Source organism: Cytobacillus sp. IB215316 (genome assembly GCF_033963865.1).
GTDB lineage: Bacteria > Bacillota > Bacilli > Bacillales > SM2101 > Nanhaiella > Nanhaiella sioensis.
Window position 1 is genome coordinate 170,236 of the sequence record NZ_JAXBMC010000005.1, and the last position, 14,233, is coordinate 184,468.

At 33.9% G+C, this 14,233-nt stretch carries 17 protein-coding genes; 6 read left to right on the forward strand and 11 right to left on the reverse strand.

Going from position 1 to position 14,233, the window contains the following annotated elements; genetic code table 11:
- Nucleotides 1-281: 281 nt before the first annotated feature.
- Nucleotides 282-1,139, reverse strand: coding sequence for a S1 RNA-binding domain-containing protein (locus SLH48_RS11005; protein WP_320258185.1), 858 nt, complete (start codon nt 1,137-1,139; stop codon nt 282-284).
- A 179-nt stretch (nt 1,140-1,318) separates the two neighbouring features.
- Here SLH48_RS11005 and SLH48_RS11010 point away from each other — a divergent pair, with 179 nt between their 5' ends.
- Nucleotides 1,319-1,810, forward strand: coding sequence for a YajQ family cyclic di-GMP-binding protein (locus SLH48_RS11010; protein ID WP_320258186.1), 492 nt, complete (start codon nt 1,319-1,321; stop codon nt 1,808-1,810).
- A 141-nt stretch (nt 1,811-1,951) separates the two neighbouring features.
- Here SLH48_RS11010 and SLH48_RS11015 read toward each other — a convergent pair whose 3' ends face one another.
- On the reverse strand, nt 1,952-3,307 hold the full coding sequence (locus SLH48_RS11015; RefSeq protein WP_320258187.1) for an alpha-amylase family glycosyl hydrolase: 1,356 nt from the start codon (nt 3,305-3,307) through the stop codon (nt 1,952-1,954).
- A 273-nt stretch (nt 3,308-3,580) separates the two neighbouring features.
- Here SLH48_RS11015 and SLH48_RS11020 point away from each other — a divergent pair, with 273 nt between their 5' ends.
- The gene (locus SLH48_RS11020) at nt 3,581-3,922 is read left to right on the forward strand and encodes a P-II family nitrogen regulator (protein WP_214482501.1); all 342 of its coding nucleotides are present in this window, start codon (nt 3,581-3,583) and stop codon (nt 3,920-3,922) included.
- A gap of 44 nt (nt 3,923-3,966) precedes the next feature.
- Nucleotides 3,967-5,343 (forward strand): ammonium transporter, encoded by a 1,377-nt coding sequence (locus SLH48_RS11025; RefSeq protein WP_214482624.1) that lies wholly within the window; start codon nt 3,967-3,969, stop codon nt 5,341-5,343.
- Nucleotides 5,344-5,635: 292 nt separating this feature from the next.
- On the opposite strand, the gene SLH48_RS11030 is transcribed toward SLH48_RS11025, so the two are convergent.
- Both SLH48_RS11030 and SLH48_RS11035 read right to left on the reverse strand, forming a co-directional pair.
- Nucleotides 5,636-5,767, reverse strand: coding sequence for a DUF3941 domain-containing protein (locus tag SLH48_RS11030; RefSeq protein WP_214482502.1), 132 nt, complete (start codon nt 5,765-5,767; stop codon nt 5,636-5,638).
- Nucleotides 5,768-5,934: 167 nt separating this feature from the next.
- A complete protein-coding gene (locus SLH48_RS11035) occupies nt 5,935-6,792 on the reverse strand; it encodes a DegV family protein (protein WP_320208189.1) in 858 nt (285 codons plus the stop codon).
- Nucleotides 6,793-7,100: 308 nt separating this feature from the next.
- Between SLH48_RS11035 and SLH48_RS11040 the strand changes: the two genes are divergently transcribed.
- Nucleotides 7,101-7,937 (forward strand): YitT family protein, encoded by an 837-nt coding sequence (locus SLH48_RS11040; RefSeq protein ID WP_320208188.1) that lies wholly within the window; start codon nt 7,101-7,103, stop codon nt 7,935-7,937.
- Nucleotides 7,938-8,020: 83 nt separating this feature from the next.
- On the opposite strand, the gene SLH48_RS11045 is transcribed toward SLH48_RS11040, so the two are convergent.
- From SLH48_RS11045 to SLH48_RS11055, 3 genes are all read right to left on the reverse strand, one after another.
- Complete coding sequence (locus SLH48_RS11045) at nt 8,021-8,203, reverse strand: DUF3813 domain-containing protein (protein ID WP_320258188.1); 183 nt, start codon at nt 8,201-8,203, stop codon at nt 8,021-8,023.
- A gap of 2 nt (nt 8,204-8,205) precedes the next feature.
- Entirely contained in the window at nt 8,206-8,361 is a 156-nt protein-coding gene (locus SLH48_RS11050) for a hypothetical protein (RefSeq protein WP_214482509.1), read from the reverse strand.
- A 347-nt stretch (nt 8,362-8,708) separates the two neighbouring features.
- Entirely contained in the window at nt 8,709-9,527 is an 819-nt protein-coding gene (locus tag SLH48_RS11055; protein WP_320258189.1) for a Cof-type HAD-IIB family hydrolase, read from the reverse strand.
- Between the two features lie 340 nt (nt 9,528-9,867).
- Between SLH48_RS11055 and SLH48_RS11060 the strand changes: the two genes are divergently transcribed.
- Nucleotides 9,868-10,179 carry a metal-sulfur cluster assembly factor gene (locus SLH48_RS11060; RefSeq protein ID WP_320208185.1) on the forward strand — a complete coding sequence of 104 codons (312 nt, stop codon included), beginning with the start codon at nt 9,868-9,870 and terminating at the stop codon, nt 10,177-10,179.
- 684 nt (nt 10,180-10,863) lie between these two features.
- Here SLH48_RS11060 and SLH48_RS11065 read toward each other — a convergent pair.
- The 4 genes from SLH48_RS11065 to SLH48_RS11080 are packed head-to-tail and all read right to left on the reverse strand — an operon-like array spanning nt 10,864 to nt 12,894.
- Nucleotides 10,864-11,166: a metal-sulfur cluster assembly factor gene (locus SLH48_RS11065; protein WP_214482514.1), complete on the reverse strand. Its 303-nt coding sequence runs from the start codon at nt 11,164-11,166 to the stop codon at nt 10,864-10,866.
- 13 nt (nt 11,167-11,179) lie between these two features.
- Complete coding sequence (locus SLH48_RS11070; RefSeq protein ID WP_320258190.1) at nt 11,180-12,424, reverse strand: hypothetical protein; 1,245 nt, start codon at nt 12,422-12,424, stop codon at nt 11,180-11,182.
- Nucleotides 12,425-12,440: 16 nt separating this feature from the next.
- Nucleotides 12,441-12,647, reverse strand: coding sequence for a DUF2249 domain-containing protein (locus SLH48_RS11075; protein ID WP_214482519.1), 207 nt, complete (start codon nt 12,645-12,647; stop codon nt 12,441-12,443).
- Complete coding sequence (locus SLH48_RS11080) at nt 12,637-12,894, reverse strand: DUF2249 domain-containing protein (RefSeq protein WP_320258191.1); 258 nt, start codon at nt 12,892-12,894, stop codon at nt 12,637-12,639. The genes SLH48_RS11075 and SLH48_RS11080 overlap by 11 nt, the downstream gene beginning before the upstream one ends.
- Before the next feature lie 200 nt (nt 12,895-13,094).
- Here SLH48_RS11080 and SLH48_RS11085 point away from each other — a divergent pair, with 200 nt between their 5' ends.
- On the forward strand, nt 13,095-14,216 hold the full coding sequence (locus SLH48_RS11085; protein ID WP_320258192.1) for a TIGR04053 family radical SAM/SPASM domain-containing protein: 1,122 nt from the start codon (nt 13,095-13,097) through the stop codon (nt 14,214-14,216).
- Nucleotides 14,217-14,233 lie beyond the last annotated feature (17 nt).

Below are 14,233 nucleotides of genomic sequence, written 5' to 3' on the forward strand. Positions count from 1 at the left end.
AAACCTTTATCATATTAATAAATCAATATATGGGTCTTGCACCTATCCTTTTCATATTAATGGTCGGATAGGTGCAAGAGCTATTTGTTATACCACAGAAGGTGATGGTTTATTTTGGCTGTTTTCGCATTAGATGTTGCTATACGTTCTAATATATAGAAGCACGTATCCATCTAGTGTAACTGGCATCTTTACTACTTTTACAATTATTAAGCTCTAATAAAACTTATCACATTGTCCATTGTTAATAAAAATAGCAACAAAGTTTACGAAAGGAGCCTTTATTTTTTAAAATAAGTCCAACCATCCTCTTGATACACTTTTTCATCTTTCATTAACTTACCTAATGCTCTTTTAAATGCACCTTTACTCATGTGAAACCGTTGTTTTATATCTTCAGGTGCACTTTTATCTGAATAAGGCATTGCTCCTCCACGGTCTTCCATATACTTATAAATAGCTAGTGAATCATCATTCATGCTTTCGTGGCTTCTAGATAATAATGATACATTAATTGTTCCATCATCCTTAACTGCAATGACTCTACCTTCGACATGTTCACCTAACCTTGGTTCTGACTTTCGCTCTGAATGATGAATAAAGCCTCGGTACCCTTCATCTGTAAGTAAAAATGAGCCGACTTTTAAGGAACGATAAATAGTGCCTTTTATATTTCTGTTGGAAAGTTCCTTTGGAGCAGTGTTCATTATTTCCTCAATGATTTCTTCCGTAGCGAGTTTAGCAAGTAATCGTCCACGATTATCAGTTTTTAATGAACAATACAATTGATCGCCGATTTCAGGCCAAATATTTTCCAACAGTGGTAAATCATCACCTGAAACGAGAATATCCTTTTTAATACCAATATCTATAAATGCTCCGAGGTTTTGCTTTACTTCTACAACTTTTACCCATCCGTATGATTCAGATGTAATACTTGGTAATGTTGTAGTTGCTGCTATACGTCCCTGGTGATCAGAATACAAAAATACTTCTACTTCTTGTTGTAACTGAATGTCAGAAGTTATTTCGCTATTATGAAGAAGAATGCTTGTCTCACCATCTGATAAAAAAAATCCAAAATCTGATTCTCTCTCTACAACAAGAGTAACAATGTTGCCTGCTTTTACGTTGTTCATCTTTGTTTCCTTCTTTCTACAAAAATTATCATATAGTTTACATTATAACCTGTTTCTAGCTTTTGTAAGTGGTATATGATATCTGTATGCACTAATATACATTATGTCACAAGTTGTCCTAATTGCTTAATTTTACTATAATGGAGACAAAACTCAATAGATATTTTGGAGGTGTTATCATGGCGAAGGAAAGCTCGTTCGATATTGTGTCTAAAGTGGATTTTTCGGAAGTAACAAATGCAATAAATATAGCTATGAAAGAAATTCAAAACCGTTATGATTTTAAAGGAAGTAAAAGTAACATCTCACTTGAAAAAGAAGATCTTGTGCTACTGTCTGACGATGATTTCAAGCTAGATCAGTTAAAGGATGTTTTAGTGAGTAAAATGGTTAAAAGGGGTATTCCGATAAAAAATTTAGACTATAGTAAAGTTGAAAGTGCTTCAGGTGGGACTGTTAGACAAAGAGCTAAGCTTATTCAGGGAATAGATAAAGAAAATGCTAAAAAAATTAACGCGATTATTAAACAACTAGGTTTGAAAATTAAAACCCAAATTCAAGATGATCAAGTGAGGGTTACTGGGAAGAATAAAGATGATTTGCAAAAGGTAATTACAGCCATTCGAGAGGCTGATTTAACAGTTGATGTACAATTTATGAATTACCGTTAAAGTAAAAAAGCCATTTTAATGGCTCTATAAGCAGGTTTTTAGAACAAAGCGCCTCGTAGAATAGCCCTTCTAATACATTCATTGGGCGTCGAGGCGCTTGTCTAAATCACTCATGTTAATTTCTGAACTTAGAATATCCTCTTATTTGTTATGGACCTTTTTATTCACAAATAAAAATAGTAAAAACAAGGCTGGAACAGCAAAGACCATTAGCATAAATGGTAAATTTACACCGGTTTTCTCAGCAAGAACATAAATTTCTGCTTCCTCCCGGTCAATAGTTACCTTGTATCCCTGTTCATCACTTCTAATTAAATCTCCAGCTAATAATCCTCTAAGTTCTTTTCCATCTTCAAGCGTAGTTGTATCTATGTGTACTGTCTTTGTTTCGGAGGTATTGTTGATAACAGCAATAGCTGTTTCTTCTTTATATGTCCGCTTCATGACTAGCATGCCATCTTCCTCATATAACATTTCAAAGTCTCCATAGGTTAATGAAGGTAGTGTGCTTCTAAGTTCACTTAATTTAGTTATATAATCAGATAATTCTTTCTCAGTTCGAAAATTCATTAGTAGTTGATTAGGAATTCCATTACCACCATCTAATGCTATTTCAGACCCATATAATACAACAGGCGCCCCAGGTGTTGTATACAAATGAACCAAAGCTTGTTTGATTCTTGTAACGGGATATTGATCCAGTGCGGTGGCTTTCCTTGTAAATCTATCTGTTTGAGGACTATCGATCATTTTCACTGTCGTTTCGGATTGTTCCTGGTTGTTATTTGTTTCGTTAAATACATTATTAATTGTATCAAGTGGTAGATCAATTGTTACAAATTTACTAGAAGCTTCTTCGTAATAGGAACGACTTACAATTGCGTCAAAGCCTATACCGTTATACGTGTGTTCAAGTTGAGATTCTATAGTTAGTTCATCTGCAAGCAAGAATAAATTTTGATTGCTTGATTTGATATCGTTAATAAATTCCTTCCAGAAATCACTAGGGTACAAGCCAATATTTAATATATGATAACCATCAATATCTGTTTCTTCTTGCAAAGATATGTAAGCTTCCGCAATATTATTTGGCATTTCCATTGTTGTTTCAACATCTACAATTATCTTCATATTCCGTTTATGAGCTTCGTCTACTAACGCTATTAAATCCTCTTTCGTACCATAGTATTCCTTGATAGTGAGATTTTCATTATCGTTACTAAAGTCATCGTTAAAAATGGATGATAACATTATAGTACTAAAACCCATTTCTTCAATATAATCGAGTTTTTGTATAACGCCCTTTATGTCACCCCCGTAACCGTCATTTGGAACTTTTTGATCATTTGATACATCACCGTTAAAGAATTTCTCCACTATTACATAATAGATCGTTTCATCCTCCAAAGTTGGAGCCTCATTATTTTCAGCTTGGACTAATACGCCTTGTATAAGGATGAATGGTATAAATAGGAAAACGAGCAACCTTTTTTTCATTAATATTAAACTCCTTTTATTCATTTTAAATGATCATATATAAAATATATCCTTTACTAGATTATCTCCACTAGTAGTAGGTAGTCAATATTTTAGCGATATGCTTCACAGAAGAATGTGCTTTTATTTGTAAAATTTAATTCATGTTATATTTTCTAACATAAAACGCAAAAAAATTGTTGCTTTTTTCTGAAACTTCACTTAGAATAAGATACATAATATAACACGATGGCGTTAACTTATATAACATGTAGGTTAGAGGGGGATATGAAATTGAAAAAAGTTGAAGCGATTTTTCGTCCTGAACACTTTCAGGATCTACGCAATAAATTAGAAACTATCGGTGTCAATGGGCTTACTGTTTCAGAGGTTGCTGGATGTGGTAAGCAAAAAGGTCAAAAAGGGGTATTTAGGGGAAGTAAATTTGAAATCACATTAGTACCAAAAATTAAAGTAGAAATGGTCGTTGAAAACGAAAAGGTAGACGAAATCATTAACATCATTCAATCGATATGTCGTACGAACAGTGTGGGAGATGGGAAAATTTTTATCATACCTATCGAAGATGCTGTTAGGATTCGTACAGGTGAAACTGGAAAGCAAGCAATACTATAATTCGATAAAACCAATATTGAAAGGGAGAGATTAAGTTGAGAAGAATGAAAAGAACAGCACTTTTAACACTTATTATTAGTTTATTCATGTCGTCTGTTGCTTTCGCTGAGGGTCCAACCACCACTGCATTACAATCATCGATGGATATGATGTGGATCATGGTTGCAGCGTTGCTTGTATTCTTTATGCATGCTGGTTTTGCAATGGTAGAAAGTGGATTTACACGTTCTAAAAATGCATTAAATATATTAATGAAGAACATGTTGACGATTTCAATCGCATCAGTGCTTTATTTTCTAGTTGGATATGGAATTATGTTCGGATCAAGTGCTGGTGGATTTATCGGTACAAGTGGATTTGCCTTAAATGGTCATGAAGCTGACGTTGGATTCTTCTTATTCCAGGCAGTTTTCTCAGCTACATGTGCAACGATTATTTCAGGAGCCGTAGCAGAAAGAATTAAGCTATCTAGCTATTTATTAATTACGATTTTAATGACAGGTTTTATTTATCCTGTAGTTGGACATTGGATTTGGAATGGCGGATGGTTAGCTGAATTAGGTTTCGTCGATTTTGCAGGATCAACAGTTGTTCATTTAACAGGTGCACTTGGTGCAGTAGTTGCAGTATTCTTTCTTGGTGCAAGAATTGGCAAATACTCTGAGGGTAAAGTAAATGTCATTCCTGGTCATAATATCCCACTAGGGGCACTAGGTGTATTCATTTTATGGTTTGGTTGGTTTGGTTTTAACGGAGGAAGTACTTTAGCAGCTGATCCAGAATTAATACCTCATGTTGTAACAACTACCTTATTGTCAGCATCGTGCGGTGTTCTAGCATCTGCATTTTACACAAACTTACGCTATAAAAGAATTGATGCTTCATTAACTTTAAATGGTGCTTTAGCTGGATTAGTTGGGATTACAGCTGGTACTGCAAACGTTTCTTTAGTTGGTGCAATCATTATCGGCCTAGTGTCAGGTATCATCTTAGTTGAAGCAGTACAATTTATTGATCGTAAGTTAAAGCTTGATGATCCAGTAGGTGCAATCGCAGTTCATGGAGTTGCTGGAATTTGGGGAACATTAGCAGTTGGCTTCTTCGATACTCAAGCAGGATTAGTTTACGGTGGTGGAGTTCAATTACTTGGTATTCAAGCCTTAGGAATTACAGCAGTAATCGTATGGACCGTTGCCACATTAGGTGTTGCACTATTCATTATGACTCGTCTTGGATCAATTAGAGTATCTCGTGAAGAAGAGATCGGCGGCTTAGATTTTGCTGAGCACGGTTCAACAGCTTATGAGTTACGAGAAGGTATTTTATCAGATCAACATAATCCTGTTTCTCCGGAATTTGGTTCTGGATTAATTGAAAGATTGAATCAAGCTGGTTCAGCAAGTAGTAAAGCAACTGGTTGATTAACGAAATACTAACATACAAAACAGCCATTTACTCATCGAGTGATGGCTGTTTTTATATTGTAAACACGGATGTTATTGTTATTTAATTTGCACAGCAAGTTAAGTAAATTTGACAAGCAAAGATACTGCGAACCTCTAGCTGTATAGAAGATTATTATGAATAACTACTAGCCTTTATAATTTTATCATTAATTTAGCTTAAACAGAAAACCCTCAGAGGGCAGCCTCCGAGAGTTGGGTAATAACTCTTTATTTGGAATTTGGAAATGTAATGCAGTGTTTGTAATGCTTATTTATGATCTGTATCCTGTGAATATTGGCGTTCACCACGTTTACGATTTTGTTCTTTTTGTAAATTTTGTTTGTGGTGCAGTGCATTATTATCTTTTGCTTTTTTGTCATTATCACTCGTATGCGGCATAAAGAGACACTCCTTTTAAATCGGCTGATTTCAAATTGACTGTTGGTATGCGATATAACTGGATAATTTTTTCTCGTTACAGTCAATACAACAACAATGAAAGGAAAAGAGCCTTTAGTTATAATCTATATTAGCTTGTCCGCGTTAGTGAGAATGTATGTAGCTTATTAACTATACTTATCATTCAAGAAAAATAACGCTAGTGTCCCTGGTCCAGCATGTGCTCCAATCGCACAGCCTATTGTATTTATTAAAAATTGATCGCAGCCAAACTCATCTTTAATTTTTTCTTGTAACAATAGTGCTCCCTCTTCATTATCTCCGTGACTGATACCGATCGTTTGAGTCGATAAATCAACTCCTCGTTCTCTCATAAGATCAATCATACGTTTGATCACTTTTTTGTTACCTCTAATTTTTTCTAATGGAATTAGCTTTCCATCCTCAACATGCAATAAAGGCTTAATATTTAGTAAACCTCCTACAAAAGCAGAGGTTCTACTAACTCTTCCTCCGCGAGCCAAATATTCTAAGTTATCAACTGTAAATATGTGTTCCATATGCTTACAGTGGAACTGGATAGCTTCTATGAGATCTTGATATGCTAGTGTTTTTGATAGCTCTACAGCCTTTTCTACAATTAATCCGTATCCTAAAGAAGCACATTTTGAATCAATAATTGTAAGTTCAAAATTTGGATATTCTTCTAAAACTTGCTCTCTCATTAACATTGCTGTTTGATATGTGCCGGACAGCTCAGAAGAAAAAGCGATATAAATTGATGATTTCTGCTGTTTTGCTAAGTTTAAGAATAGTTTTCTTAGCTCGCTAGGCTTGGCTTGTGATGTTTTTGCTACCTTTCCTTGTCGCATCGCATCATATACTTGCTTAGGTTTGATAGAGAGTAAATCTTCGTATTCTGTTCCATCAACATTAACACATAAAGGAACTAAATCTACATTTGAATTCCGATAAAAATCAAGCGGTAAGTCACTGCCGCTGTCTGCAATAATATTTGTATTCATCCAAGCACCTCTTTAAATAAATTGCTACATTAATAAATTTAAGCCTACTCAATAAGTTTATCATGACAAAAGAAATTATAGTATTGCAAGTTTGGGTAGAATATGTTTAATTTAATACATCACAGCAGTGAAAATAGTTAATAAAGACACTTTATTTAGAATTTGTAGCTACTATACTTATATAGTTAATCGTTTATATTTTACTAAGAATAACAACAAATAAAACGTACAGCTTCATAAAATGAACCGTTAGAATATTCAAGTTTTGGGAGTAGAAATTTAGCTTATAAAGGGGAATCATAGTAATTATGCATGAAGTAAAAAAGTTTGTAATAGTCATCTTAGGTGCATTATTAAATGCATTAGCACTTAATTTCTTTTTAATTCCTGCCAATATTTATGCTGGAGGCTTTGCAGGTCTTTCGCAGTTACTATCGAGCATTACTGGACAATTCACACCATTTCAAATATCAACAGGTATTTTTCTGTTCTTACTAAATGTGCCAGTTGCGATCCTAGGTTGGAAAAAAGTAGGGAAAAGGTTTACCCTGTATAGTTTTTTAAGTGTCGTATCGATGTCATTCTTTCTTCAAATATTACCTATCGTTCATGTTTCTGAAGATATTTTATTGAATGCAGTTTTTGGTGGAGTCATTCAAGCAGTAGGGATTGGTTTCACATTGAAATATGGCGCTTCTACAGGTGGTCTTGATATAATCACGCTAGTTTTATCTAAAATCAATGATCGTCCTATTGGTGTATATTTCTTCTCATTAAATGCCGTAATCATTATCACAACCGGTTCTTTATATGGTTGGGAATACGCACTATATACGTTAGTGACCTTATATGTAGCGACAAGAGTGATTGATTCAATACATACTAGACATGAAAAACTAACAGCGATGATCATTACAAAAAAAGCAGATGAGCTAAAAGAGGCAATTCACTCAAAGCTAGTGAGGGGAATTACGACAGTACCTGCAAAGGGTGGCTTTTCAAATGAAAGTCAAGAAATGATGATTATCGTAATCACGAGGTATGAATTGTATGATTTAGAAAGAATCATCAAAAAGGTCGACGAGAATGCATTTACTAATATTGTTCAAACAGCAGGTATCTTTGGCTTATTTCGAAAAGAATAATCAATTAGAAAGGGTAGGAAATCAAGAGCTACTTTTTAGCTTATTTCCTACCCTTACACCGAAATAAATATTTTAACAATTAATTAATGTTGTAAATTGTCTAACCTATTTTGAAGCTCTCTTAACTGCTTTTTTTCAGCAATCGTTGAGTTTGCATATGCTGAGGACAGTGCGTTTTTTGCCACTGACAAGGCATCTTCAGATTGAGCAGCCTGTTCAGCTAATTGAACTGCTTCTCGAGCTTGTTGAAATAATTGATTTCCCATCGTTATGCCCCACCAATTGATGATTCTTTAACATTTGAAATTTTTTGCCTTTCCTCTGCCTCTGCATATGTCGTGTGATAAGGGATCCGTTCATCATGTTTTTCTACAGCGTCAACACCTTGTTGAACGAAGCGTTTGGATTTATTACGTTTACCCATCAGTAGCCCCCCTTTAATCATCCTGAAGAAACTGACTCAACAAAATCGATTTCTAGGTGTATATTGAAAATGTTACTTGGATTCTCTTCAGCTACACTCGATTGATTGAGTCAGTATCATTTATATTTTGGCTAACAATTGTTTATATATACATGAATGATTAGGTTAAGGCTCTTATTATATACTTTGTTGTTATTTGTAAAAAATATTATTAGACGTGATTGGGTAAAAGACAAGGTGCTCAAGTAAGTCTTTATTTAAACGTACATTAGGTAACAAAAAATGAAAAAATTTCATTTGTTATAGGGTTTTAAATGTTAGTTAGAACATTAAATAACCATTATCATTTAGTTATCAAGTTTTAATATATTAGCTAAAGCCTTACCGACTCCATCTTGTTCGTTTGTAGTGGTAATATCTTTAGCAAGGGACTTTAATTCATCAATCGCATTTCCCATAGCAATTCCAAATCCAGCATAATCAATCATTTCTAAATCATTGTCTTCATCGCCAAAAGCTATTATGCGGCTGCGAGGAATTTGATAATAGTCAGCAATTTTTTTCAAACCAACGGCTTTATTTAATCCAGCTTTTACAATCTCTATAATGTGCCACGGTGCTCCCCATTTGCGATGATCAATCATTTCTGCATGTACATCTGATAAATAGGAACGAATTTCTTGTACGTGGCTCTCTTCTGCATGAATTAAAATACTCGTAGGGTCGTGAGTTAAAATTTGCTTTAAGTCACCTGTTTCAATTTTCGGGTTGCCGAAGTTAAAGATATTTAAATACTTTTCATCATGATAATGAAAATAAATATCATCCATCACTTCAGCTAAAATATTCTTAATATCATATTGCTCACTAGCTTCCACGATATCCTTCGCTGTATTTAAATGAAGTGGGGTATGATATAATCCCCAATTGTGATCGATTGGATGATGAACGAAGGCACCATTAAAATTAACAATGGGTGTTTTTAAATTAAGCTCATTATAATAAATTTCACTAGCTCTATAGGGTCTTCCAGTTGCAATAACAACAATATGACCTGCCATTTGAGCCTTCATGATCATTTCTTTTGTATATGAGGAAATCTTTTTATCATCAGTTAATAAAGTACCGTCTAAATCTAATGCAATTAAATGTTGTTGAAAGCTCATAATATCTCCTTTGTAAAAATAATTTATCTTACATAATAAAACATTTATTATACTATTTACATAATAGAAAATAATCATCGATTGTTTTAAGTGTACCTTGAATGGAAAAAATTTGTCCACTATTTTGTAATAAAATGAAAAATAATAAGAGCAAGTACGATTCATTAATATCTGACGATGTTAATTCATTCTCATATCGCTAGTATTTGCGACAATAAATGTAACAAATCGTTCATATTTTCTATAAGAAAATGTACTGAAAAGAAGTAATTTTTTTGCTAATTAGTACATATATGATATAATGAAAATGATTCTCAAGTAGGTCGAAAGGGTGAAAAACATGGATAAAGCTTTAGAAGAAAATATAATGGGCGCACTTGAAAATGTGCTTGATCCAGAGTTAGGTATTGATATTGTTAATTTAGGCTTAGTGTATGGTGTTGATATAGATGATAATGGGACTGCGACTGTTACAATGACTCTCACTTCTATGGGATGCCCATTAGCAGGAACTATTTCTGAAGATGTAAAGAGAAATTTAGCGGATATACCAGAAGTAAAAGAGACAGAAGTTAGTATTGTTTGGAGCCCACCTTGGAGTAAAGATCGCATGTCAAGATATGCAAAAATTGCTTTAGGAGTTCATGGATAATCATGTAGTAAAATACATCTGATGTATAAATATTTTAGATATTATTGTAAGAGAGGTGGAGATTAAATAACTTCATCTCTCTTTATGCTGCCATTAGTTTAGCTTTTTTCTATTCTAGCCGAAAAAATGACTTAGCTTTGTTACTTTTACGCCTAATCTATAAGATAAAATTGTTGTTTTACTACTCATTAGTCATCGATATATAGAAGGAAAGATGCAACTTTGTTTATTTCTTATGAAAAAAATAACAATTCATGAAAAAAAGCCCTTGGCTAAGAGCGGAATTGTTTCTTGTTTCAAAAGTAATGTTGTTAGGGTAAATGGCTAGCATCACAGTTTCAATATGATGCTATTCTTAACAAATTTGTACTATAAGAAGTAGCTTAAATGTTAGTCATCATGTTATAGAAGAAAAGTTCCCCAAACCCAAGTTGTGTGCATGTTTATTAAAGGCTCTTTTCGCAAACTTAGTTGCTATTTTAATTTAAAATGGACTAAATTACGATTTTTATGAGACTCAATAATTGTATAAGTAGAAAAGATGCCACGAAGGCTAGATATATACGTGCTAACGAAAAGCAACAATCAATGCGAAAACAGCCTGCTATTAAGATTCAACAACCAATCAGGTGGAGGAGAGTTACCACCTGATTCACCGAGTTCGAGTTTATTTACATGCAGACACTATATTCCTTGTAAAGTTTGTAATGCTCTTTGTGACATGCGTTGCGGTGTCCATGCTGGCTCCCATACAAGTTGCACGTTAACTGTATGAACCTCTCCCAGTTGCTCGATAACATGCTTAACACCATTTACAATGCTATCGTGTAAAGGGCAACCAGGGGTAGTTAATGTCATGATAATTGACACATCATTAGCTGTGGATATAGTAACATCATAAATCAAACCGAGGTCAACAATATTTATGTTTAACTCCGGATCAATTACTTCATATAGACGACTGTACACTTTTTCTGTTAAGCTCATTAAAATCTCCTCCTTATTTCCGAATGACGTTGCCAATTGAAAAACAAAAGGTGGCAGTAGTTAATAACATTACTAATTGACTGATCGTATATAACGGAACACTCTTTACGATAATAGATAAAGCTATTCCAACAATGCTTATTAGAAAAGCAAGAAAAGTAGGTATGCTCATTTTCTCATTAATCATATCTTTTAACGTAGGAACAGATTCTTTACCTATCTCTTTGCTATATCGATGCGTCCACCATAAAAACGGAACTATTTTGTATAGGTATCCCATAATACTTAACACAATCCAAGCGATAATATAGAGTAATATAAGTATTGGAAACCAATGATGGAGACTAGGGAAAAAAGAGATAATCATTGCAAAAAAATGAATGAAAAACCCATTTATAATAGCTAATAATGAAAAGATAAAAGGTTTATCAAGCTTCTTCTTAATTCTTTTTGTTAGAATGGTATAAATATGCCCTGTAAATAGACTAAAGCCAATGAATAATCCACTGACACCTATTGGTAATAAAGTTGAAATATCTAGTAAAAAAGATAATGCTGTTAAAAATAAGCCGCATACATAAGCACTATATACCCAAGCGGCTAATTTCATTGAAAATCCGTGTGCAAGAGCAAACATCGGCACCATTTTATAAGAAAAACCAAAAATCAATAAAGTAAACCAGCCTGTGATTCCAAATAAAATATGTGTTTTTAACAGTGGGATATGTTGAAATAATACTGTTTCGAACTGCAAATTATATGCTAACAATATTCCTAAAGCTAATGTAAGCAATAAGCAAATGAGTGCACTGCCAACAAACAATGTAAGTATATTAAATTTTTCTTGTTTTTTCATAGTCATCAACATTTGAAAGATAAATAATAATATTGAAAATAAAGCAATACTTCCACTGTATAGAATTGTTTTAGGTGCAAATACAAATGATAAAGCCAGGCTAGAAACTCCTATAGCACTTAAGAAAAATTGAAGAAAGCCTAAGCGTTCACTCCAAATAGGAGTAAGGAAGACAACAGGAACAAGTTGGTACATTGCCCCCATAGCCACCATCACTGCCCATCCGAGAATAAGCAAATGTGCACTACTCCATATTTCAGGTATTCTATATAAACCTTTTACGATATTCTCACCTTGAAAAACCAGAATAAATTGACTTGCTAGAAAGGCTAATAAACTAAAAAAAATAAATAAAAATGGAAGCTTTATATTCGTTTCAGTCGTAGCTTGCTTTGGAAACATAAAGTATCACCCGTTTTCATCTTCTAATATCAATTTGATAAGTACCATCGTCTAGCTGTTTAGTATGGTGCGTATATTTGAGTTCATCCAATTGCTCATATAAGAACATAGGTCGTCTATCATTAATAATTGAAAGAACTTCGTTATCTTGAAGTTTTTCCAATGCTGCAAGTGTTCTCATCATTGGTTGGGGAGGCTCTAAACCTCTATTATCAAGAATCATTTTTCTCACCTCGCACGAAGGTCACTTTCCAATGCTTTGCTGCTACCTTCTCAACGGTATAAGTAAAACCTTTTGTTTTCATAATTGTAAGTAGCGGTGTAGGTTTAATAGGTGCGTGTAATATAAAAATGTCATCATCTTTCAATGAAGAAACAGTATTTGTTATTTTTTGAAATGGCTGAAGCTTTTTATTTATATCTTCTCTCACATCTAACTCAACGATGTTCTTTGCTTTTATATCGTTCATTTTTTATTCCTCCTCGTCATATCCTTTGATTTAATGATAATAATTTTCAATTAAGTTTGGTGTGATTCAGTTCACTTGTTAATAATTTTTTCAATAGTTACCATTCACAATTTGTCCACAAGAATATGTGATGCATATCACATACATACTCAAATCAAAATAATTACAATATTTACATGAATGTTGAGGAGGTAGTCCTTATGTTTGATCGAGATTTTTATAAAAATCCATTTATAGTCATTTGGGAATTAACGCGTGCTTGTCAATTACACTGCTTGCATTGTCGAGCAAAAGCTCAAACTAGACGGGACCCTAGAGAATTATCCTTTGAGGAAGGTAAACAATTAATAGATCAGATTTATGAAATGGATAATCCAATGTTGGTGTTTACAGGTGGAGACCCTTTGATGAGGGAAGATGTATATGATATTGCAGATTATGCGATAAAAAAAGGTGTAAGGGTATCCATGACACCTAGTGCCACTCCCAATGTAACTAAACAAGCGATTGAGAAGGCAAAAGAGGTTGGTTTAGCACGGTGGGCTTTTAGTTTAGACGGTCCAACTGCTGAAGTACATGATCATTTTCGTGGAACGAAAGGATCATTTGATTTAACAATGAATGCCATAAAATATTTACACGAGTTAGAAATTCCAGTGCAAATTAATACAGTGATTTCTCGCTACAATGTTGATGTGCTAGAAGAGATGGCTAAGGTTGTAGAAGAGTTAAAATGCGTCCTGTGGAGTGTATTTTTTCTCGTTCCTACCGGAAGGGGGAAAGAGTCAGATATGGTATCCCCAGTACAACACGAACAGATTTTTCACTGGCTATATGAATTAAGTAAAAAGGTACCGTTTGATATTAAAACAACAGCAGCACAACATTATCGTCGTGTCGTTATTCAACAGAAAATGAAAGAAGCAAAAGATACAGATCGAGCTATTCGTTATGCAGATGCCTTAAACGAAGGAAAAACGGGTCAAATTGATGGTTTAGGTCGAGCACCAAAAGGTGTCAATGACGGCAATGGTTTTGTTTTTATATCTCATATTGGTGATGTATTTCCTAGTGGATTACTGCCTGTCAAAGCTGGAAATATTAGAGAGAAGACATTAGCGGATATTTATAGAAATTCTCCTATCTTCAAAGATTTGCGAAATCCAGACAAATTTAAAGGGAAATGTGGTGTATGTGAATTCCGCTTTGTTTGTGGTGGCTCACGTGCAAGATCGTATGCAGTGACTGGAAATTTTTTAGAAAGTGAACCATTCTGTGTGTATATACCGAAAGCATTGCGGTCAAAATCAGTGAATACTTAATATAACAAGCTGAAGTA